20 protein-coding genes are annotated in these 20,409 nt (G+C 65.2%); 12 read left to right on the top strand and 8 right to left on the bottom strand.

Going from position 1 to position 20,409, the window contains the following annotated elements:
* The first annotated feature begins 5 nt into the window (after positions 1 to 5).
* The 10 genes from C556_RS0117045 to C556_RS0117090 are packed head-to-tail and all read left to right on the top strand — an operon-like array spanning position 6 to position 10,377.
* Positions 6 to 1,910: a molybdopterin oxidoreductase family protein gene (locus tag C556_RS0117045; protein ID WP_018749460.1), complete on the top strand. Its 1,905-nt coding sequence runs from the start codon at positions 6 to 8 to the stop codon at positions 1,908 to 1,910.
* A gap of 17 nt (positions 1,911 to 1,927) precedes the next feature.
* Positions 1,928 to 2,989 (top strand): 4Fe-4S dicluster domain-containing protein, encoded by a 1,062-nt coding sequence (locus C556_RS0117050; protein WP_211214749.1) that lies wholly within the window; start codon positions 1,928 to 1,930, stop codon positions 2,987 to 2,989.
* A 12-nt stretch (positions 2,990 to 3,001) separates the two neighbouring features.
* Positions 3,002 to 3,880, top strand: coding sequence for an FAD/NAD(P)-binding protein (locus C556_RS0117055; RefSeq protein ID WP_018749462.1), 879 nt, complete (start codon positions 3,002 to 3,004; stop codon positions 3,878 to 3,880).
* The gene (locus tag C556_RS0117060) at positions 3,877 to 4,365 is read left to right on the top strand and encodes a hydrogenase maturation protease (protein ID WP_018749463.1); all 489 of its coding nucleotides are present in this window, start codon (positions 3,877 to 3,879) and stop codon (positions 4,363 to 4,365) included. The genes C556_RS0117055 and C556_RS0117060 overlap by 4 nt, the downstream gene beginning before the upstream one ends.
* Positions 4,366 to 4,367: 2 nt before the next feature.
* Positions 4,368 to 6,230 carry a proton-conducting transporter transmembrane domain-containing protein gene (locus C556_RS0117065; protein WP_018749464.1) on the top strand — a complete coding sequence of 621 codons (1,863 nt, stop codon included), beginning with the start codon at positions 4,368 to 4,370 and terminating at the stop codon, positions 6,228 to 6,230.
* A 26-nt stretch (positions 6,231 to 6,256) separates the two neighbouring features.
* Positions 6,257 to 7,930 (top strand): hydrogenase large subunit, encoded by a 1,674-nt coding sequence (locus C556_RS0117070; protein WP_026263170.1) that lies wholly within the window; start codon positions 6,257 to 6,259, stop codon positions 7,928 to 7,930.
* A 4-nt stretch (positions 7,931 to 7,934) separates the two neighbouring features.
* The gene (locus C556_RS0117075) at positions 7,935 to 8,858 is read left to right on the top strand and encodes a respiratory chain complex I subunit 1 family protein (RefSeq protein ID WP_018749466.1); all 924 of its coding nucleotides are present in this window, start codon (positions 7,935 to 7,937) and stop codon (positions 8,856 to 8,858) included.
* Between the two features lie 21 nt (positions 8,859 to 8,879).
* Positions 8,880 to 9,422: a 4Fe-4S binding protein gene (locus tag C556_RS20940; protein ID WP_018749467.1), complete on the top strand. Its 543-nt coding sequence runs from the start codon at positions 8,880 to 8,882 to the stop codon at positions 9,420 to 9,422.
* 3 nt (positions 9,423 to 9,425) lie between these two features.
* Entirely contained in the window at positions 9,426 to 9,953 is a 528-nt protein-coding gene (locus C556_RS20945; RefSeq protein ID WP_018749468.1) for an NADH-quinone oxidoreductase subunit B family protein, read from the top strand.
* Between the two features lie 22 nt (positions 9,954 to 9,975).
* Positions 9,976 to 10,377: a response regulator transcription factor gene (locus C556_RS0117090; protein WP_018749469.1), complete on the top strand. Its 402-nt coding sequence runs from the start codon at positions 9,976 to 9,978 to the stop codon at positions 10,375 to 10,377.
* A gap of 116 nt (positions 10,378 to 10,493) precedes the next feature.
* Here the strand turns inward: C556_RS0117090 and C556_RS0117095 are convergent, their stop codons facing one another.
* The 7 genes from C556_RS0117095 to hypA all read right to left on the bottom strand — a co-directional run bounded on the left by C556_RS0117095 (position 10,494) and on the right by hypA (position 18,206).
* Positions 10,494 to 11,849, bottom strand: coding sequence for a TrpB-like pyridoxal phosphate-dependent enzyme (locus C556_RS0117095; protein ID WP_018749470.1), 1,356 nt, complete (start codon positions 11,847 to 11,849; stop codon positions 10,494 to 10,496).
* Positions 11,850 to 12,013: 164 nt separating this feature from the next.
* Positions 12,014 to 13,057, bottom strand: coding sequence for a hydrogenase expression/formation protein HypE (gene hypE / locus C556_RS0117100; protein WP_026263171.1), 1,044 nt, complete (start codon positions 13,055 to 13,057; stop codon positions 12,014 to 12,016).
* A gap of 61 nt (positions 13,058 to 13,118) precedes the next feature.
* Entirely contained in the window at positions 13,119 to 14,243 is a 1,125-nt protein-coding gene (gene hypD, locus C556_RS0117105) for a hydrogenase formation protein HypD (RefSeq protein ID WP_018749472.1), read from the bottom strand.
* 8 nt (positions 14,244 to 14,251) lie between these two features.
* On the bottom strand, positions 14,252 to 14,497 hold the full coding sequence (locus C556_RS0117110; RefSeq protein WP_018749473.1) for a HypC/HybG/HupF family hydrogenase formation chaperone: 246 nt from the start codon (positions 14,495 to 14,497) through the stop codon (positions 14,252 to 14,254).
* A 21-nt stretch (positions 14,498 to 14,518) separates the two neighbouring features.
* A complete protein-coding gene (gene hypF / locus C556_RS0117115; RefSeq protein WP_018749474.1) occupies positions 14,519 to 16,843 on the bottom strand; it encodes a carbamoyltransferase HypF in 2,325 nt (774 codons plus the stop codon).
* A 1-nt stretch (position 16,844) separates the two neighbouring features.
* Positions 16,845 to 17,714: a hydrogenase nickel incorporation protein HypB gene (gene hypB, locus C556_RS0117120; RefSeq protein WP_018749475.1), complete on the bottom strand. Its 870-nt coding sequence runs from the start codon at positions 17,712 to 17,714 to the stop codon at positions 16,845 to 16,847.
* A gap of 150 nt (positions 17,715 to 17,864) precedes the next feature.
* Complete coding sequence (gene hypA, locus C556_RS0117125; RefSeq protein ID WP_018749476.1) at positions 17,865 to 18,206, bottom strand: hydrogenase maturation nickel metallochaperone HypA; 342 nt, start codon at positions 18,204 to 18,206, stop codon at positions 17,865 to 17,867.
* A gap of 224 nt (positions 18,207 to 18,430) precedes the next feature.
* Between hypA and C556_RS0117130 the strand changes: the two genes are divergently transcribed.
* Positions 18,431 to 18,955, top strand: coding sequence for a phospholipase D family nuclease (locus tag C556_RS0117130; protein WP_018749477.1), 525 nt, complete (start codon positions 18,431 to 18,433; stop codon positions 18,953 to 18,955).
* A 136-nt stretch (positions 18,956 to 19,091) separates the two neighbouring features.
* On the opposite strand, the gene C556_RS23250 is transcribed toward C556_RS0117130, so the two are convergent.
* Positions 19,092 to 19,304 carry a hypothetical protein gene (locus C556_RS23250; protein WP_157236242.1) on the bottom strand — a complete coding sequence of 71 codons (213 nt, stop codon included), beginning with the start codon at positions 19,302 to 19,304 and terminating at the stop codon, positions 19,092 to 19,094.
* 199 nt (positions 19,305 to 19,503) lie between these two features.
* Between C556_RS23250 and C556_RS0117135 the strand changes: the two genes are divergently transcribed.
* On the top strand, positions 19,504 to 20,394 hold the full coding sequence (locus tag C556_RS0117135; RefSeq protein ID WP_040431472.1) for a GIY-YIG nuclease family protein: 891 nt from the start codon (positions 19,504 to 19,506) through the stop codon (positions 20,392 to 20,394).
* Positions 20,395 to 20,409: the final 15 nt, after the last annotated feature.

The following is a 20,409-nucleotide window of genomic DNA, read 5'->3' on the forward strand; positions in this document are numbered from 1 at the left end:
AACTCATGAACTACAAGGCGTGCGTGTGCAACCTGTGCGGCACTGGGTGCGGCCAGTTTCTGAAGACGGACGGCAGAAAGGTCTTTGGCGTGGCGCCGCTGATCGCGCACCCGGTCAGCAAGGGCAAGCTCTGCATCCGGGGCTGGCACGCCAATGAGCTGCTGAGCACCAACGAGCGGATCACCACGCCGCTGATCCGCGAGAACGGCCAGTTGCGCGAAGCCAGCTACGAAGAAGCGATCGCGCTGGTGGTCGAACGCATGCGTCAGTTCGACGGCGCCGCCGGCGAGATCGGCATCCTGGCGTCGGCGCGCTCGTCCAACGAGGACAGCTTCGCGCTGGGCCGGCTGGCACGCGAGGTGTTCGGCACCACGGTGCGCGGCATCGGCGCCGAGGCCGGCCATCGCAAGAGCATGGCGTCGCTGGAGCACGCCTTCGGCTACCCCGGCGCGCACGGCAGCCTGACCAGCATCGACAAGGCCGACTACATCCTGGTGATCGGCACCGACATCACCCGGCAGAACCCGGTGATCGGCGGCAACATCCACGCCGCCCAGCGCCGCGGCGCCCGCGTGGTGACGCTGTCCAGTTCGCGCACCCAGATCGCCAAGCTGTCGACCAAGCACTTCCAGCAGAAGCCGGGCACCAAGGGCCTGCTGGTCAACGCGCTGGCCAAGGCGCTGCTGGCGATCCGCACCGCCAACCGCGAGCGCCGCGCCAACGTGGACCAGATGCCCGGCCATACCGAGTACGTCGCGTCGCTGCGCAGCATTTCCTCGGTGGCGCTGGAGCGTGCCAGCGGCATCCGCTACGAGGAGATCGAAGAGGAAGCCAAGTTCCTGGAACAGGCCAAGTCCATCGTGTTCCTGTTCTCCAGCGGCATTTCCGGGCTGGACCGCCCCACCATCGACGCGATCACCAACCTGGCGCTGCTCACCGACCGCATGGATCACGAGCATTCGGCGGTGATCCCGGTGGCGGGCATCAGCAACCTGCAAGGCGGCTTCGACATGGGCGTGTCCGGCGAGCCCGGCAACAGCGTGTTCAAGGCGCTGGCCGAGCCGGATTCGCCGATCCGCGCGCTGTTCGTGATCGACCATGACGACGGCATCATCCGCGACAAGGAACGCATCTCCAAACTGGATTTCGTCGCCTATTCCTGTGCCTACCGCAACGCCTTCATGGACTTGGCGCACGTGGTGTTCCCGCTACCGGCATACAACGAGACCGACGGCACCTACACCGCCGCCGACAAGCGGGTGCAGATCACCCGCAAGAACGTCGACAACCCGCACGGCGTGCTGCCGGGCTGGGCGCTGTTCCAGCGGCTTGCCGTCGCGTCCGGGAAAGCCTGGGGTTATCAGGACGCCGCCGGCGTCTTCGCCGACATCGCGGCCAAGGTGCCCGGCTACGCCGACCTGAGCCACGAACTGCTGGGCAAGGGGTTCGGCCAGCACTGGAATCCCAAGGCGTTCCCCAATTCGCGCCAGCGCAAATTCAACGCGATCAATATCGAATACTGGGAATCGCCGACCACGCCCGAATTCCCGTTCGCATTGATGATCGGCAAGGCGCAGCACTATTGGCACCAGAACAATCTGATGCGCAAGACCATCGTGCCGCGCCGCGAATACGACCAGACCCTCTGGCTTTATCCGCAGGGCTATATCGAGATTTCGCCGGAAGACGCCGCCAATTTGAAAGTGCGCGACAAATGGCTGGTCAATGTCTGCTCCAGCACCGGCACCTGCATGAAGATCGCGGTGAAGATCTCGCCGGACGTGCAGAACGGCACCGCCTATATCCCGTATTTCATCAAGAACATGATTTCCGATTTCCTGATCCCGTATGAAAACGCCTACGCGGCCGGCGAGGAAAGCGTGATTCCCATCAAAATCCAAGAAGCATGAATAGCGAGGCGCTAACCATGTCCATGTACATTGTGTCTTCACATGAGATCAAGCAGCTGGCCGAAGCGCTTCGTGCTTCCTACGACGTCTACGGCCCGCAGGTCGACCCGCAGACCCAGCAGGTGTTCTTCGACCAGCTCGGCGATGTCGAGGCGCTGAATCTGGAAGCCCCGATTCCGTCGATGCCGGTGAAGGAAATCCTGTTTCCGCAAATGGAGCGGGTGCTCCAATACAAATACGACGCCGAGGCGCAAAGCGTCGAAATGAGCAAGCCGTATGCCGAAAGGCCGAAGGTATTGTTCGGACTGCGGCCTTGCGATCTGTCGGGCATTCTGGTGCTCGACCGCTTCTTTCTCGGCCAGGAATTCGTCGACGACGTGTATCTGACCCATCGCCGCCAATGCCTGCTGATCAGCAATACCTGCCTGAATCCCTTTCCGCAATGCTTCTGCGTCTGCACCCATTCCGGCCCCGATGCCGATGAAGGCTTCGATCTCGATCTGACCAAGCTGAAGGACGGTTATCTGGTGCGGGTCGGCAGCGAAAAGGGCCAGGCCATCGCCGACGAGCGCAATTGGAAGCCGGCGCAGCCGCATCACCTTTCCGAACACAAGGCGGTGGTCGACCGCTGCATCGACCTGTTCCCGGAAATGGCCACCGACAACAAGGCGTGGGTGTCGCGCGTGATGAACCGGATCACCACCGGCTTCATCAAGAGCGAAACCTGGGAATACATCGGCGACCAGTGCTTCGAATGCGGCGCCTGTTCCTTCGTCTGCCCGACCTGCAGCTGCTTCAACGTCGAGGATTCGCGGATGTGCGACGGCGAGTGCGAGCGGCTGCGCACCCACGACTCCTGTTCCTTCGAGGGCTACGCGCGCATGGCGGGCGACCACAACCCGCGCCAGCCGGTGGAGGACCGCCGCAACAAGCGCTTCTTCTGCAAGCTCTCCTACCCCCAGTCGAAGAAATACCTGCGCCCCGGCTGCGTCGGCTGCGGCCGCTGCCAGTGGGTCTGTCCGGGCGACATCGGGCTGCCGAATGTCGTCCAGTACATTCGCCGCGAAATCACGGAATAAGGGAAGCGATCCATGTCCAACTGTCACGGCAGCCATGCCCACGGAACCTGCAAGCAGACGGGGCTGTGTCCGATCGTCACCTTCCCCGAGGTGGTCAACATCGACGAGATCCGCGATGAGGCCCCCGAGGTCAAGACGTTCTACATGTCGTTCCTGAACAAGGATGTCGAGCGCGAATTCCGCATCAAGTCGGGCCAGTTCATCATGTGCACGGTGTTCGGCGCCGGCGAATTCGCCGTGTCGCTGCCGCCCAGCCCGGAGAACGACCGCTTCCACATCTCGGTGCGCGCAGTCGGCAAGGTCACCCATGCGCTGCACGCGCTGAAGCCGGGCGACAAGCTCGGCGTGCGCGGCCCGTTCGGCAACGGTTTCCCGTTCGAGGAGATCAAGGGCAAGAACATCATCTACGTGGCGGGCGGCATCGGCCTGATCCCGCTGCGCAGCTCGATCGTGCATGCCTTGCAGCACCGCGAGGACTTCGGCCGCATCATCCTGCTCTACGGCGCGCGCAGCTCGCGCGACCTGATGTACCAGCCGGATATCCAGCTCTGGAAGCAGAACGCCGGCTTCGAGACCTTCATCACCATCGACCGTCCCGAGGAAGGCTGGGATGGCGAGGTCGGCTACGTCAACCAGCTGGTCGACAAGGCCAATGTGCCGATCGACAACAGCGTGGCCTTCGTCTGCGGCCCGCCCGTGATGTTCAACAGCGTGATCGGCGAGTTCCTCAAGCGCGGCATGAGCGAGGACGCCATCGTCTCCACGCTGGAGCGCCAGATGAAGTGCGGCATCGGCAAGTGCCAGCACTGCGCCATCGGCCGCACGCTGGTCTGCACCGACGGGCCGGTCTACACCTACCGCCAGATCAAGACCCTGGGCGAGCAGATATGAGCCTCGCCCAAGACCTCACCCGCATTCTGTCGCGCCCCACCTGCATCGTCGGCGTCGGCAACACGCTGCGCAGCGACGACGCGGTGGGCCCCTTCATCGCCGGCCGGCTCCAGACCGAGCTGCCGCCCGCCGACGGCCACGTCGTGGTCGATGCCGAGGACGTCATCGAGAACCACGTGTTCCGCATCGCCGACAGCGAGGTCGCCAACGTGCTGGTGATCGACGCGGTGCAGGGCACCGGCGGCGCCCCCGGCTCGCTGGTGCTGGGCGAGCTGGCGGAGCTGGAAGTGGGCGGCGGCTATTCGACCCACAAGCTGGCGCTGTCCATGGCCGCCAGCGTGCTGGCGCAGCACGGCAAGACGGTCTACCTGCTCGGCATCGCCGCGGAGAACATCGACTTCGGCATGGCAATGAGCAAGGACATTCTGGATAGCGCCGAAACAGTCATCGACCTGGTGATCGGGCGAGTCGGGAGGAGTAACTGAATATGGATTTCAACATCTACAACGGCCTGATGACCGGGGTGCTGCTGCTGGTGGCATCCGCCGTCGTCGTGCCCCTGTTCGCCACGCACCGCAAGCTCGCCGGCACGCTGAACTTCCTCGCCTGCCTGGCCGCCGCGCTGATCTTCACCGGCGTCGCCTGCCAGGTGTTGATCGGCACCGGCGCGCCCGCCACGTTCGACCTGCACCTGGGCGGGCTGGTGATGCCGCTGATGATCGACGGCTTCTCCGCCGTGTTCATGGCGCTGATCTCGCTGATGGCCACGGTCACGGCGTTCTACTGCATCGGCTACATGGAGATGGATCACTATCGCCACTACAGCCTGCGCAGTTTCTTCTTCTGCTACCCGGTGTTCGTCGCCGGCATGATCGGCATCGTCACCGTCGACGATCTGACCACGGGCTTCACCATCGCCTGGCAGATGATGACCCTGGCGTCGTTCTTCCTGATCCGCTTCGATTACAAGGACGAAACGATCGTCAGGAACGCCAACAAGTACCTGCTGCTGATGGAACTGGCGTGGGCGGCGGTGCTCGCCGCCGGGCTGATGGTGCCGGGCTGCGGCTGGGGCGCCTCGCTGCACCAGATCGCCGAAAACCTCGGCGTCGTCGACACCGGCCTGCGCACCCTGCTGCTGGCGCTGGCGATGCTGGGCTTCGGCATGAAGGCCGGCATGTTCCCGCTCGGCCAGCTGTGGCTGCCCGACGCCCACTCGGTGGCGCCCTCCCCGATCAGCGCCATGCTGTCCGGCGTGATGATCAAGACCGGCGTCTACGGCATGCTGCGCACGCTGTTCTGGATGACCCCGGACAGCATGCCGGCGCACGAATTGCAGTACTGGGGGCTGGTGACCGCCTTTGTCGGCGTGGTGACGCTGTTCATCGGCACCGCGCAGGCGGTGAAGCAGGTGGACGCCAAGCGGCTGCACGCCTACAGCTCGATCGGCCAGATCGGCTACATCATCATGGCCATCGGCTGTGCCCGCTACTACCTCGGCCACGAAGCCGGCCTGCAGGCGCTGGCGCTGCTGGCACTGTTCGGCGCGCTGTGCCACACGCTGAACCACGCGGTGTTCAAGGGCCTGCTGTTCCTGTGCACCGGCAGCGTGCAATACACCACCGGCACCAAGGATCTCGACAAGCTGGGCGGCCTGTTCGGCCTGATGCCGGTCACCGCCGTCATCGCCGGCATCGCGGCCATCGCCGTCTCCGGCGTGCCGGCGTTCTCCGGCTTCACCAGCAAGTGGGCCATCGTCGGCGCGGCGCTGCTGCCGGGCAAGGCGGCCGGCATCTTCGTGATCTTCGGCGTGATCGCGCTGGTGACCAGCGCCATGACGCTGGCCACCTACGTCAAGTTCTATGGCATGACCTTCACCTCGGTGGGCGTCGAGTGGAACGAGAAGAACGACATCCACGAAGTCAGCACCGCCATGCTGCTGCCCAAGCTGGTGCTGGCCGCGGTCTGCCTGGTGCAGGGCCTGTTCCCCTTCCTGTTCGTCGCGCTGTTCGGCCGGGTGCTCGCCACCTCCGCCGGCTCCATCACCCAGGTGCTGGGCACGCCGGAAATGCTGTCGTCGCTGGCGCAATCGTACGCGGGCGTCACCTTGCGGCTGGGCGATGCGCCGGTGGCGTTCTCGCTGCCGCTGGTGATGATCGCCATGCTGGCCGTGGCCATGCTGTTCGCGCTGTGGCTGCGCAAGGCCGGCGGCGCCGAGGAGCGCACCGCCCCGGTCTGGCTGTGCGGCTACCAGACCCTGAACAACGCCAACCGTTACCTGAGCAGCCATATCTTCGACGCCTTCAAGAAGTTCATGAAGTGGACCGGCGGCAACGTGCGCGGCGCCTGATTTTTAGAGATTCCAGGGGTTGAAAGATGAGAAAGGAACTAGAAGCGAAGCTGATCGCCCGTTTGCGCGATGACGTGGTGTGCGTCGAGAAGACCGACGCCCGCACCATCTTCGTCGACGTCAAGCGCGCCGGGATCCGCGAGGCGGCGAAGATCATCCACGGCGCCGGTGCGCGCTACCTGTGCAGCGTCGGCTACGACAACATCGCCCGCGACGGCACCCTGGGCATGATCCACACCTTCGCGCTGGACGACTGCAACCAGTTCGTCTGCTGCCGCACCACCGCGCCGGTGGGCGATCCGGTGATCGAATCGATCACGCCCGATCTGCCGTCCGCCGGCTGGTCCGAACGCGAAGTCACCGACCTGCTCGGCCTGCGCTTCGCCGGCCACCCGAAGCCGAAGAAGCTGGTGCTGGCCGACGACTGGCCCGACGGCATCTACCCGCTGCGCAAGGACGTGCCGCACGACCTGGTGCCCAAGGGCGCCGAGGACGTCGCCTACGAGCTGGACGAAGCCCCGCCGGGCACCAAGATCGTGCCGGTGGGCCCGTTCCACCCCAGCCTGCACGAGCCCGAGCACTTCGCGGTCTACGTCGACGGCGAGACCATCAAGGGCTGCGACTACCGCGGCTTCATGACCCACCGCGGCATCGAGAAGCTGTGCCAGACCCAGGTCAGCTACAACGAGGTGCCGTTCATTGCCGAACGCATCTGCGGCATCTGCGGCTCGGTGCACGCCACCGCGTTCTCGCAGGCGGTCGAATCGGCCGCCGGCCTGGTCATCCCGCGCCGCGCCGAGTTCATCCGCACCCTGATGCTGGAGATCGAGCGCATCCACTCCAACCTGCTGTGGCTGGGCGTGGCCGGCCACCTGATCGGCTTCGACACCGTGTTCATGCAGGCATGGCGCGTGCGCGAGCAGATCATGTGGCTGTGCGAGCGCCTGACCGGCAACCGCAAGACCTACGGCATGATCCTGGTGGGCGGCGTGCGACGCGACATCACCCCGGAAATCGCCGAGGACATCCGCAACGTCGTCAACAAGATCGAAGAAGAACTGATGGTGATCCACCGCGCCATCGAGAAGGACACCTCGATCCACAAGCGCACCAAGGGCGTCGGCACCATCACCAGGGAACAGGCGCTCGACTGGAGCCTGGTCGGCCCGGTGGCGCGCGCGCGCGGCATCGACATCGACGCCCGCCGCGATCACCCCTACGCCGCCTACGACGAAGTGAAGTTCGAAGTGCCGGTGCTCGACAGTTGCGACGTGTGGGCCACCCTGGTGATCCGCGTGATCGAGACCTTCGAGGCGATCAAGATCATCCGCCAGTGCCTGGACAAGATGCCCGGCGGCGAGATCTTCGTGGAGATGAAGGACAAGATCCCCGCGCTGCGCCACGCCATCACCGTGGTCGAGGCGCCGCGCGGCGAGTCGGTGCACTACGTAATCACCGGCGAGGAGAACCGCCCCGAGCGCTGGCGCGTGCGCGCCCCCACCTTCCCCAACCTGCAGGCGGTGCCGCTGATGCTGCTCGACGAGCAGTTCGCCGACTTCCCGATCGTGATGGGCAGCATCGACCCGTGCTTCTCCTGTACCGACCGCGTGGCGGTGGTCGATCTGCAAACCGGCAAGTCCAGCTCGATCTCCAAGGCGGAGCTGGACGCCATGTCGCGCAAACAACAGCAAAGGGCCTGACACCATGAACCCGACACCCAACCTTTTCGTGGGCATCGCGCAGGTGGTCGCCAACCTGGTGCTGTTCCTGGCGCTGGCGCCGCTGTTCGACGGCATCGTGCGCCGGGTGATGGCGCGCGTGCAAAGCCGCAAGGGCCCGCCGCTGGCGCAGTCGTTCTACGACGTGCTCAAGCTGCTGGGCAAGGAGAACATCGATTCGACCGGCATCCTGCCGTTCCGCCTGGCCCCGCTGGTGGCGTTCGCCTCGATGCTGTGCGTGATCGCCATCCTGCCGGTGGCCGGTCATGCCACCGCGCTGACGCCCTACGCCGACACCATCTCGCTGGTCTACCTGCTGACGCTGGGCGGCGTGGCCGTGCTGCTGGGCGCCTTCGCCAGCAAGAACATCTACGCGCTGATCGGCGCCAGCCGCGAAATGACCACCATGATCATGGTCGAGCCGATCCTGTTCATGATCCTGCTGCTGGGCGTGCTCAAGACCGGCAGCCTGGACCTGACCGCCGTGATCTACGGCACGCCGTCGGCCGAATTCGGCTGGCCGGGCATCGTGATGATCGTGGTCAGCCTGTTCGCGCTGCAGGCCTTCGTCGCGCGCCAGCCGTTCGACATGGCCGAGGCCGAGCAGGAGCTGCTGGGCGGCCCCTTCATCGAGTACAGCGGGCCGAACTACGCGCTGTTCAAGTACTACATGATGCTCAAGCAGATGTTCTACGCCTATCTGCCGATCGCCATGTTCGTGCCGCTGCTCAAGTCCGGTTACTTCGTCCTCGACCTGCTGCTGCAGGTGGTGCTGACGGCGCTGGTGTTCCTGCTGATCGGCCTGCTGTCGGCTACCCACCCGCGCTACCGCATCGACCAGGCGATCAGGTACTTCGCCACACTCTTCGTCATCGCCCTCGCCGCCATCGGCGCGGCAGTGATCTTCTAACGACATCCAAGGAGAACTGCCATGTGGCTAACCAGCAAGATCAAACAGCTTTTGATGGTCATGAAGCCGGGGGTCGTCACGCTGAACTACCCCGCTGAGCGCCCGCCTGTTCCCAAGAACCTGCGCGGCCAGCCGGTGTGGGATCACCAGAAATGCATCGGCTGTGGCGGTTGTTCCGACCATTGCCCGTCGCGCTGCATCCTCACCCGCGACGTGTGCCAGGAACTGCGCGTGATGCTGTACGACGGTTCGCGCTGCACCTATTGCGGGCGCTGCGCCGACATCTGTCCGGAAGGCGCGATCACCATGAGCAACAGCTTCGAGATCGCGTGCGACGACAAGGACGACATCACCACCCGCCTCGAACTGTTCATGATGACCTGCCAGCGCTGCGGCCGTTGCTACGAGATGGAGAAGAGCAACGCCATCGACCGCATCAACCTGAAGGGCTTCCGTTACGACAACCTCGAGCAGCGCGCGCTGGTCCGCACGACCAGCGAGACATTCTCGCCGGAACTGCTCAAGGAATCCGACAACTACAAGCGTCCGAGCGATAAGGAGTAGACCATGCTGAAACGCCTGTGCAAACGCATGTTCGGGAAATCCATCTGGGTCTACCACTGCAACACCGGGGCCTGCAACGGATGCGACATCGAGATCCTGAACATCCTGACCCCGTTCTACGACGTGGAGCGCTTCGGCATCAAGCTGGTGGCCTCGCCGCGCCACGCCGACGCCATGCTGATCTCCGGCGCCGTCACCCGGCCGACGCTGCCGCTGGTCAAGCGCGCCTACGAGGCGATCCCCAATCCCAAGCTGGTGTTCGCCATCGGCTCGTGCGCCACCGGCGGCGGCGCCTGGTTCGACACCTACAACGTCACCGGCGGCGCGGACAAGGTCCTGCCGGTGAACTACTACATCCCCGGCTGCCCGCCGCGCCCCGAGGCCATCCTCTACGGCGTCGCGCTGGCGCTGGGCATGGTGGACAAACAAGCCGCGCCCGTGGAACTGAAGCAGATGGAGTTCCCGATCGACATGTACGAACGCAACGAGGCCTGGGAAAAGCGCAACGTGATCTACGAACTGCTCAAGTAAGCGCGGCCCGATAGGAATCCCCATGAAGAAAATCCTGTTGATCGACAACGACAAGGCGCTGTGCGAAAGCCTGAGCGGCACTCTGGAAGCCAACGGCTACGCCGTCATCTGCGCGCATTCCGCCGTCGAGGGCCGCCGGCTGGCGCTGGCGCTGGCGCCGGACGCCATCGTGACCGAAGCCATGCTGGAAACGGACAACGCCGGCTTCGAGCTGGTCTACCAGATCCGCGACGACCGCCCGGATTCGCGCTACGCGGCGATCCGCGACACCCCCATCCTGCTGCTGACGGCCATCGACCAGCTCACGCATTTCCGCTTCTCGCTGAACGAAAAGCAGAGCTATCTGCCGCCGATCAGCGGCATGCTGAGCAAGCCGGCGCAGATCGACACGCTGCTGAGCAAGCTGAAGGATATGGTCGGCTAGGCGCACGCGGGCCGCGTGCTTTCCAGCCTTCGTATCCGTGTCCGAATCCGGATGCGCCCTGAAATGAAACAGGCCGGCAAATGCCGGCCTGTTTCATTGCTGCACCAGCGCCGCGATCAGGCGGGCACCTTGGGCAGGCGCGCCAGCGCGGCGACGATGGCCTCTTCCGGGTAGGCATAGTCTTCCAGCTCGCCCTGGAAGTACTTGTCGTAGCTGGCCATGTCGAAATGGCCGTGGCCGGACAGGTTGAAGAACAGCACCTTGGGTTCGCCCGATTCCTTGCAGCGCACCGCCTCATCGATGCAGGCGCGAATCGCGTGGCAGGATTCCGGCGCGGGGATGATCCCCTCGGCGCGGGCGAAAGCAACCCCGGCTTCGAAAGTGGACAGCTGCGGCACCGCCACGGCTTCGATCAGCTTCTCGTGGTAGAGCTGGCTGACCAGCGTGCTGGCGCCGTGGTAGCGCAAGCCGCCGGCATGGATCGACGGCGGCATGAAGTCGTGGCCCAGCGTGTATTGCTTCATCAGCGGCGTCAGGCCGACGGTGTCGCCGAAATCGTAGGCATAGTGGCCGCGCGTCAGGCTGGGACACGACGCCGGCTCGACCGCGACCAGCCGCACATTCCTGCCGGCCGCCTTATCGGCCAGGAACGGAAACGCCACGCCGCCGAAGTTCGAACCGCCACCGCACGGCGCGAAGATCATGTCCGGGTATTCGCCGGCCATGGCGAACTGCTTCTTCGCCTCCAGCCCGATCACCGTCTGGTGCAGCAGCACATGGTTGAGCACCGAGCCGAGGCCGTAGTTGGTATCCGCACGCGACGCGGCCTCCTCCACCGCCTCGGCGATCGCCAGCCCCAGCGAGCCGGGGTTGTCCGGGTCCTTGGCCAGTGCGTCGCGGCCGCTGGCCGTTTCCATGCTCGGGCTGGCGAGCACCGTCGCGCCCCAGGTCTGCATCATCGAGCGGCGGAACGGCTTTTGCTGATAGCTCACCTTCACCATGTAGACGCGCACGTCGATGCCGAACATCTCGCCGGCCAGCGCCAGCGAACTGCCCCATTGCCCGGCGCCGGTCTCGGTCGTCATGCGGGTGACGCCTTCCTGCTTGTTGTAATACGCCTGCGCAATCGCCGAATTCAGCTTGTGCGAGCCGGCCGGGCTGGCGCCTTCGTACTTGTAGTAGATATGCGCCGGCGTGCCGAGCGCGGCTTCGAGACGGTGCGCCCGCACCAGCGCCGTCGGGCGCCACAGCCGATAGATCTCGCGCACCGGCTCGGGGATCGGAATCCAGCGCTCGCGGCTGACTTCCTGTTCGATCACCGCATTGGGGAAGATCGCCGACAGCGCGTCCGGGCCGATCGGCTGACCATCCGGGCCGAGCACCGCCGCGGGCGGGTTGGGCATGTCCGCGACGATGTTGTACCAGTGCGTGGGAATATCGGACTCGGGGAGCCAGAACTTCGTTTGCTGCATGGTGGGGCGCCTCTGCAAAGGTAAAAAAGAGTGATCTTAGCCGGGAAAAAACCACGCTGCATTGACGGGCCTTCGGGCCAATGCCGCCGTAATCGTCACCAGGTCGCCGACGGTCCGGGCCGATCGGTCTCTCCCAGCTGTGCCGCCGGCGCGGCCGCCCCCCCTCAGCAGATGCGCGGCAACTGCTCGCCGGTAAGCCAGTCCACCATGCGCCGCCCGCCGAATGCCGTCTGCATCTGCACGAAGGCGTGCGGGTCGGCGATCACCTCGCCGACGATCGCCGCGTCGCGCCCCAGCGGATGCGCGCGCATCGCCGCGAGCAGCGCGTCGGCGTCCGGCGCCGCGCAGAACGCCACCAGCTTGCCCTCGTTGGCCACGTAGAGCGGGTCCAGCCCCAGCAACTCGCACGCGGCGGCCACTTCGCTGCGCACCGGGATGGCCTTTTCGTGGATCAGCATGCCGTGTCCGCTGGCCTTGGCGAATTCGTTGAGCACGGTGGCCAGCCCGCCGCGGGTGGGATCGCGCAGCGCGTGCAGCTCGGGCGCGGCGGCAAGCATGGTTGCCACCAACCCGTGCAGCGCGGCGGTGTCGGACTGGATGGTGGTCTCGAAGGTGAGGTTCTCGCGGTGCGACATGATCGCCACCCCGTGATCGCCCAGCATGCCCGACACCAGGATGCGGTCGCCCACGGCGATGCGGCCGGCGCCCAACGTCACGCCTTCGGGCATGACGCCGATGCCGGTGGTGGTGATGAACACACCGTCGCCCTTGCCGGCCTCGACCACCTTGGTGTCGCCGGTGACGATGGCGACGCCCGCCTCGCGCGCGGCCTGCGCCATCGACTTGACGATCCGCAGCAGCTCGGCCAGCGGAAAGCCTTCTTCCAGGATGAAGCTGGCGCTCAGGTACAACGGTCGCGCGCCCATCATCGCCACATCGTTGATGGTGCCGTGCACCGACAGCGCGCCGATGTCGCCGCCCGGGAAGAACAGCGGCGACACCACGTGGCTGTCGGTGGCCATCACCATCCGCCCCGCCCCGGCCGGCAAGGCGAAGCACGCGCCATCGGCCTGCTCGGCCAGAATCTCGTTGGCGAAATGGCGGGCGAACAGCTCGTCGATCAGCTGCGCCATCGCCCGCCCGCCGCTGCCGTGGGACAGATCGACGCGGCCATTCCTGAAATCGAGGGGGCGGATGTAAGAGGTCATGAGTGGCCTATGTGGGAAGCGGTTCGGGGAGAGTCATACGCTGCCAGCCGCCGCGCCAGCGTCATTCAGGTTGCAGCCGGAATCGCCCATAGGTGTAGTGCGCCGCACAGGCGCCCTCGGACGACACCATGCAGGCGCCGATCGGGTGATCCGGCGTGCACACGGTGCCGAACACCTTGCAGTCGGCCGGCTGCTTGTGCCCGCGCAGGATGGCGGCGCACTCGCACGCCTTGTGATCGGGCACCTGGCGATAGCCGACGCCATAGCGCAGCTCGGCGTCGAACTGCGCGAACTCGGGGCGGATCTGCAACGCGCTGTGCGGGACTTCGCCCAGACCGCGCCAGTCGAAGCTGTCGCGCAGCGTGAACACCTGTTCGCACATCGCCTGCGCCTTGCGGTTGCCTTCGCGCGTCACCGCGCGGGTGAATTCGTTCTCGACCTGGGCGCGGCCCTCGTTGACCTGCCGCACCAGCATCAGGATCGACTGCATCACGTCCAGCGGCTCGAAGCCGGCGATCACCACCGGGCGCCGGTAGCGGGCGACGAACGCCTCGTAGGGTGCCGAGCCGATCACCGTGCTGACGTGCGCCGGGCCGACGAAGCCGTCGATGGCCACCGCGGCCGGGTCGCGTTCCGATTCCATGATGTGCACCATCGCCGCCGGGGTCAGCACGTGGTTGCACAGCACGCTGAAGTTGCCCAGCCCCAGCTGCGCGGCCTGCAACAGGATGGCGGCGGTCGGCGGCGTGGTGGTTTCGAAGCCGATGGCGAAGAACACCACCTCGCGCTGCGGGTTGTCCTGGGCGATGCGCAGCGCGTCGGCGCACGAATACACCATGCGGATGTCGGCGCCCTGCGCCTTGGCCTTCAGCAGCGACAAGCCGCCGCTGGCCGGCACGCGCAGGGTGTCGGCGTAGGTGCACAGGATCACGTCGTGCTCGGTGGCCAGCGCGATGGCACTGTCGATGCGGCCGATCGGCAGCACGCACACCGGACAGCCCGGGCCGTGGATCATGCGCACGTTGGCCGGCAGCAGGTCTTGCAGGCCATAGCGCGAGATCGCGTGCGTGTGGCCGCCGCAGAACTCCATCAGCCGGTAGCCGCGCGCCGGGTCGGCGGCGTCGGCGATGGCATTGGCCAGCCCGCGCGCCAGGTCGCCGTCGCGGAATTCGTCGATGTATTTCATCGCGGCGCTCACAGGTAGGGGGCCGGATTGGTCGGATCGGCCTTGGCCATCGCGGCGAACAGCGCCAGCGTCTGCTCGGCCTCTTCCGGGTCGAGCTTGCCGATGGCGTAGCCGACATGGACGATCAGGTAGTCGCCGACCGCCACCTCGTCGACCAGCGCGACCGACACCACTTTGTGCACGCCGCCCAGCTCGATCCGCGCCTGATCGCCTTCAAGCAGTTCGGTGACGCGTGCGGGAATTGCCAGGCACATGGGAGTTCCTTTCCAACAAGTTCAAGCCAGAGATCCGGGGCCGCCCGCTTGCGACGCGGCCATCCGCCGCGCCACCCAGGCCTGCCCCAGCGCCAGGCCGCCGTCGCCACAGGGCACGGCCTGGCTGGTGTAAAGCGTCAGCCCGCGCCGCGCCAGCGCGTGATGCAGGCCGTCGCGCAACAGCGCGTTCAGGAAACAACCGCCGCCGCCCGCCACGGTGCGCACGCCGCTTTGTGCGGCGGCGACCGCCACCCAGTCGGCCAGCGCTTCGACCAGCACCGCATGGAACAGCGCGGCGCCGTAGCCCGGCCGGTCGCAATCGGCCAGCCGCGCCAGCAGCGGCGACAAATCCAGTTGCAGCGACCCGTCGATCCGGTACAGGCCGCTTTCCGGCGCACAGGCGCCGTGCTGCGCGGCCGCGCCCTCCAGCAGCATCGCCGCCTGGGCTTCGAAACGCATGGTCGGGGCAAGGCCGAGCAGGCCGGCGGCCGCGTCGAAATAGCGGCCCATGCTGGTGGTGAGCGGCTGCGGGCGCGCCAGCAACTGGGCGACCAGCCCGGCACCGGACTGCGCGGCAAAGCGGGTGGCGATCTCGTCGGCCCGCCCCAGTTGCGCCAGCGCGGCGGCGGCCATGCGCCAGGGTTCGCGCGCGGCCCGGTCGGCGCCCGGCATGGCGATGGGTCGCAAGTGGCCCAGCCGACGATAGTCGGCCCCGTCCACCCGCAGCAGCTCGCCGCCCCAGGCGGTGCCGTCGTCGCCCAGGCCGACGCCGTCGAGCGCCAGCCCCAGCACCGGCTGATCCAGCCCATGTTCGGCCAGCACCGCCGCGATGTGCGCGTGATGGTGCTGCACGGCGATGCAGGGCACCTGCCATTGCGCCGCCAGCCGCGACGCGAGCTGCGTGCTGAAGAAGTCGGGATGCCTGTCGTGCGCGACGAGCTGCGGCGTGATGTGCAGCAAATGCATCAGGTGTTCGCACGCGGCTTCCAGCGCCAGGCAATTGGCGACGCGGTCCAGGTCGCCGATGTATTGCGACAGAAAGGCCTGATCGCCACGCGTCAGGCACAGGGTGTTCTTGAAAAAGCCGCCCAGCGCCAGCACCGGCGCGCCCGCGGTGGCCAGCGGCACGGCGCGCGGCGTATATCCCCGCGCGCGGCGCACGAATTGCGGCGCGCCCTGGCTATCCACCCGCACCACGCTGTCGTCGCAACGGACCACGATATCGCGGTCGTGCTGCAGGAACGCATCGGCGATCCCGGACAGTTGGGCCAGCGCTTCCCGGTTGTCGATCACCAGCGGCTCGCCGTGCGGGTTGGCGCTGGTCATCACCAGCGCCAGCGACTGCGGCTGTTCCAGCCACGCCACGCCGGCCGGCCGGCCGGCCGCTTCGTGGAACAACAGGTAATGGATGGGGGTATACGGCAGCATCACGCCGATCGACGCCAGGTGCGGTGCGACGCCCGCCAGTTGCCGATCGGTGTCGGTCGTCTTGTCGACCAGCACGATCGGCCGGGCCGCGCTGGTCAGCCAGGCGCGCTCGGCGTCGTTGGCGTCGGCGACACCAGCCAGCGACGCCCCGTTGGCCACCATCACCGCCAGCGGCTTTTCCTCGCGCTGCTTGCGCGCCCGCAGCGTGGCCACCGCCGTGGCATTGCGCGCGTCGCAGACCAGATGAAAGCCGCCCAGCCCCTTGATGGCGACGATCCCGCCCCGCGCGATCAGCGCCAGCGTCTGCGCGATGGCATCACCGGCGATGGGCGCGCCCGTCGCGTCGAGCAGTTGCAATTGCGGTCCACAATCGGGACAGGCATTGGGTTCGGCGTGAAAGCGCCGATGCAGCGGATCGGTGTATTCGTTCCGGCACGGCGCGCATTGCGCGAAGGCCGCCATGCTGGTGTTCGCCCGGTCGTAGGGCAGGCGCGACACCAACGTATAGCGCGGGCCGCAATCGGTGCAGTTGATGAAGGCGTAGCGGTAGCGGCGATCGGCGGGGTCGAACAACTCCGCCAGACACGCCGGACAGGTGCAACTGTCGGCGCCGATGGCCGCTTCGTTGCCAGCGGCGTCGCTGTGCAGGATGCGGAAACCCGCGAATGGCCGCCGGGCGGCGACGGGCACGGCGTCGAGGCGGTCGATGCGCGCCAGCGGCGGCGCGTCGCCACGCAGCCGGTCGGCGAACTGCGCCAGGTGGATCGGCGAGCCTTCGATCTCCAGGGTGACGCCCTGGCCGTCGTTGCGCACCCAGCCGTTCAGCGCCAGCTCATGCGCCAGGCGATACACGAAGGGGCGAAAGCCCACTCCCTGCACGATCCCGCGCACCGTCAGGCGCTGGCGCTGCGTGTCCATTTCAGACCGGCTCGGCGACGCGACGCGCCTTGCCGCAGCCGGCACGCAACCAGCCCAGCCATTCGTCCATGCCCTGCCCGCTCCTGACCGACAGGCAGATCACCGGCAGGCCGGGGCGCACCTGCCGCGCCATGCGGATGGCGGCATCCACATCGAAATCCAGGTATGGCAGCAGATCGATCTTGCTCAGCACCATCAGATCGGCCGCGCGGAACATGTCGGGATACTTGAGCGGCTTGTCCTCGCCCTCGGTCACCGACAGGATCGCCACCTTGTGCGCCTCGCCCAGGTCGAACGCCGCCGGGCACACCAGATTGCCGACGTTCTCGATCAGCAACAGGCTGTCGGCCGCCAGCGCGCCCTCGCCCTGCAAGGTATCCAGCGCCTGCGCCACCATGTGCGCATCCAGGTGGCAGCCCTTGCCGGTATTGATCTGCACCGCCGGCGCGCCGGTCTCGCGGATGCGGTCCGCATCGTTGGCCGTCTGTTGATCGCCCTCGATCACCGCCACCGCCGTGTGCTGCCGCCATTGGCGGATGGTCTCCACCAGCAGCGTGGTCTTGCCAGAGCCCGGGCTGGACACCAGGTTCAGCGCAAAGATGCCCCGCGCGGCCAGGCGCTCGCGGTTCTGCGCCGCCAGCGCGTCGTTGCTGGCCAGGATGTCGTGCTCCAGCCGCAAGGTGCGCTCCGGGTCCACCTCCGGCGCGTGCGCCGCGCCCAGCGGCCCCACCACCGGCCCGTGCTCGTGCTCATGTTCATGCTCGCCGGGCAGTCGATAACCGTGGCCCGCGCCGGCGGCGCGCTTGCGCCGCACCGGGCTGATGCCGTTGATGGTGGTGTCGCCATGACCACAACCGCAGGTGGTACACATTTCAGACTCCTCGCATCGTTCAATACCGATGCCATGACCATAGGTCTTGCAGGGTCGGCATTTGCCTTGCCGGCGTCGAATCAACCGACGGAAACCCGCCCAAGCCCCACGCATTGAAGCCGGCCCGCCCACCGGGCCGGTATTGCCGGATCAGGCCACGACCACTTCCAGCACCTGCATCTCTTCGCCCGCCGTCACCCGCAGATCGAAGCTGCCGCATTGCGGGCAAGGCAGGCCGATCCGCTTCAGCGCCACGTCCTGGTTGCAGCCGTTGCAGTGCGCCCGCCCCGGCATCCGCTCCACCTCGAACACCGCCTCGGCCAGCAGGGTCTGCCGGGCGGCCAGCTCGCAGCAGAATTGCAGCGTATCCGGCTCGACGTGCGCCAGCGCGCCCACCCCCAGCCGAACCCGGCTGATACGCCGCGCCCGCGCCTGCCGCGCGGCGTTCTCGACGATGCGGATCACGTTTTCCGCCAGGGAGAGTTCATGCATGGTCTTGCCTTCCTCCGCGCAGGTCCGCGCGCTGGCAACCAGCCTAGTCGTTTTTTCCCGGCTTGCCGTTGAGACAAGTCAGGAATGAGGGGGTGGGATTTTTGGCGGGGACGGGGCCCGGCGGGGATGCCAACCCAGCCTGCGTCGGGCATGGGCTTAAAGCCGATGGATCGCGCCTGGCGAGTCTGGCAGCATCCGTCCTGTATTCACTTCCGGCGGCAAGCATGACGGCAATCCGACGCATCGCACTGACGGCCCTGCTCTGCCTGCCGGTGCTCTCCCACGCCGAACCCGATATCCAGGTGGGCTTCTCGCCGGAAGGCTCGGCGCGCCAGCTGGTGCTGGAAACGATCGGCAGCGCGCAGCACAGCATCCAGATGCTCGCCTACGCCTTCCAGGCCCCCGACATCATGCAGGCGTTGGTCGATGCGGCGCAGCGCGGAGTGGCGGTCCGGGTGGTGATCGACAAACGGCGCAACCTGAGCAAGACGAGCAAGGCGGCCATGGATTTCGTGACCCGCAACGGCGTGGCCCTGCGCACCAACGACCATTTCCACCTCCACCACGACAAGACGATCATCGTCGACGGCAATACGGTGGAAACCGGCTCGTTCAATTTCGCGCAGTCGGCCGAAACGGCCAACTCGGAAAACGTGGTGGTCATCCGGAACATGCCGGAGGTGACACGCCAGTATCTGGCGCACTGGCAGTCACGCTGGGATCTCGGGAAACCCTATCCGGTGCGCTGACGTTTTCTCCGACCGATACCTTGACTGGCGGAGGCCGATCCGCCAGCCCAACAAAAAACCCCGGAATCGGGGTTTTTTGTTGATCGGCCAATGCATTCAGGTTTTGGGGAAACCAGCATAAGGCGGCAGACATTTTTTAATTTTGATCAATTAAAATCAATGGGTTACAGGCAAAAATGACATCAGCCCATCTAAGTAAGGACACATAATTTTCAATTGCAGGTGAGACACGACGTTTTTTTACCGCAACTGCGACTTCTGTGCTGACCCTGGTGTTGCGCAAGTCACTGGAGCGCAAGAAGAAGAGATGGCCATCTTCTTCAGGCCGTTCTAGCAAGGCCACCTTCATTCGACGCCGTTCTTGCGGTGCATGACTTGCCTGTGCGATGAATGGTCACCATAATCACCGCATGAATAGCAGTGATATTTCTATATTTGGCGGGCTTCTGACTAGCCCAACTGGCGCTACCTCGCTGTGCTGGCTGAGCCGATGGCGCGCGTCAGTAATTGATTTCTGCGCTTTGAAGTGAAGTTGACTAGTGATCATCATGCAACCTTTTTCAATCACGCTCTTTGCTACTACCGGCGACCCAGAGGGCATTCGCCATGTCGACAAATCGAACTGGTCGGGCTACGGCGTTGTTTTCAACAAGGAACTGTTTCATCTATTGAAGCAGGAGCCGGGCTTTTCTCAGGCCGGTGTCTATATTCTTGTAGGCAACGCCGCTGAGGAGACAATCTATATCGGTGAAGCCGATCCTGTCGGAGACCGACTCAAGAATCACGTCTCGAACAAGGAAGGATGGGTCTGGGGCGTTTACTTCTTTGACCGAAACCACAAAATCGGCAAGACGGAAGTTCAGTATCTTGAATCGGCACTGGTGGCGCTGGCCAAGAAGCATGATCGCGCAATTCTTTTAAACAAGAACAACCCTACCTTGCCAACGATGGCTCCTGCTGCAAAGGCTACAGCACAGGCTTTTCTAGCGGACATGCTGTTGATCTTGCCAATGCTTGGGATCAACGCGTTCACACCACCGAAGCAAGAAGATCCACTCGATCAAGTACAATCGGTTGGGGCAGAAAGCGATAAGTTCGACACCATTGTTGTCCCTGCTCGTGAGGAAGGATTCAAACAACGTTTCTTGAACGAAAACTGCTGGTTTGCGGTTCGGATCAATGCGAAGCACATCTCAAAACTGAAGTTTATCGCCGCTTATCAGGTTGCTCCTGTTGCCGCCATTACTCACATTGCCGAGGTCGAAACTATTGTTCCGTATAACGACACGGGTAAATACATGATTCGATTCAAGGGGCCAGCCACAGCGATCTCTCCTATACCGCGTTTGGAAAATAGCGAGATCAATATGCAGTCCCCACGGTACGCACTGCGCGAAAAGCTCGCATCAGCACTGGCGCTTGATCAGGTTTGGAAGTAGTCCAAATATTTCCCC

Origin of the sequence: Chitiniphilus shinanonensis DSM 23277, from assembly GCF_000374805.1 — a bacterium.
GTDB lineage: Bacteria > Pseudomonadota > Gammaproteobacteria > Burkholderiales > Chitinibacteraceae > Chitiniphilus > Chitiniphilus shinanonensis.

What these genes read in the sequence shown, in the direction of transcription:
- hypF (WP_018749474.1), bottom strand. Translation starts at nt 16,843, where the DNA reads ATGGACACGCAGCGCCAGCGCCTGACGGTGCGCGGGATCGTGCAGGGA.
- C556_RS0117070 (WP_026263170.1), top strand. Translation starts at nt 6,257, where the DNA reads ATGAGAAAGGAACTAGAAGCGAAGCTGATCGCCCGTTTGCGCGATGAC.
- hypA (WP_018749476.1), bottom strand. Translation starts at nt 18,206, where the DNA reads ATGCATGAACTCTCCCTGGCGGAAAACGTGATCCGCATCGTCGAGAAC.
- C556_RS0117060 (WP_018749463.1), top strand. Translation starts at nt 3,877, where the DNA reads ATGAGCCTCGCCCAAGACCTCACCCGCATTCTGTCGCGCCCCACCTGC.
- C556_RS20945 (WP_018749468.1), top strand. Translation starts at nt 9,426, where the DNA reads ATGCTGAAACGCCTGTGCAAACGCATGTTCGGGAAATCCATCTGGGTC.
- C556_RS0117055 (WP_018749462.1), top strand. Translation starts at nt 3,002, where the DNA reads ATGTCCAACTGTCACGGCAGCCATGCCCACGGAACCTGCAAGCAGACG.
- C556_RS0117110 (WP_018749473.1), bottom strand. Translation starts at nt 14,497, where the DNA reads ATGTGCCTGGCAATTCCCGCACGCGTCACCGAACTGCTTGAAGGCGAT.
- C556_RS0117095 (WP_018749470.1), bottom strand. Translation starts at nt 11,849, where the DNA reads ATGCAGCAAACGAAGTTCTGGCTCCCCGAGTCCGATATTCCCACGCAC.
- C556_RS0117075 (WP_018749466.1), top strand. Translation starts at nt 7,935, where the DNA reads ATGAACCCGACACCCAACCTTTTCGTGGGCATCGCGCAGGTGGTCGCC.
- C556_RS0117130 (WP_018749477.1), top strand. Translation starts at nt 18,431, where the DNA reads ATGACGGCAATCCGACGCATCGCACTGACGGCCCTGCTCTGCCTGCCG.
- C556_RS0117090 (WP_018749469.1), top strand. Translation starts at nt 9,976, where the DNA reads ATGAAGAAAATCCTGTTGATCGACAACGACAAGGCGCTGTGCGAAAGC.
- C556_RS0117045 (WP_018749460.1), top strand. Translation starts at nt 6, where the DNA reads ATGAACTACAAGGCGTGCGTGTGCAACCTGTGCGGCACTGGGTGCGGC.
- C556_RS20940 (WP_018749467.1), top strand. Translation starts at nt 8,880, where the DNA reads ATGTGGCTAACCAGCAAGATCAAACAGCTTTTGATGGTCATGAAGCCG.
- C556_RS0117135 (WP_040431472.1), top strand. Translation starts at nt 19,504, where the DNA reads ATGCAACCTTTTTCAATCACGCTCTTTGCTACTACCGGCGACCCAGAG.
- C556_RS0117065 (WP_018749464.1), top strand. Translation starts at nt 4,368, where the DNA reads ATGGATTTCAACATCTACAACGGCCTGATGACCGGGGTGCTGCTGCTG.
- hypE (WP_026263171.1), bottom strand. Translation starts at nt 13,057, where the DNA reads ATGACCTCTTACATCCGCCCCCTCGATTTCAGGAATGGCCGCGTCGAT.
- hypD (WP_018749472.1), bottom strand. Translation starts at nt 14,243, where the DNA reads ATGAAATACATCGACGAATTCCGCGACGGCGACCTGGCGCGCGGGCTG.
- hypB (WP_018749475.1), bottom strand. Translation starts at nt 17,714, where the DNA reads ATGTGTACCACCTGCGGTTGTGGTCATGGCGACACCACCATCAACGGC.
- C556_RS0117050 (WP_211214749.1), top strand. Translation starts at nt 1,928, where the DNA reads ATGTCCATGTACATTGTGTCTTCACATGAGATCAAGCAGCTGGCCGAA.
- C556_RS23250 (WP_157236242.1), bottom strand. Translation starts at nt 19,304, where the DNA reads ATGAAGGTGGCCTTGCTAGAACGGCCTGAAGAAGATGGCCATCTCTTC.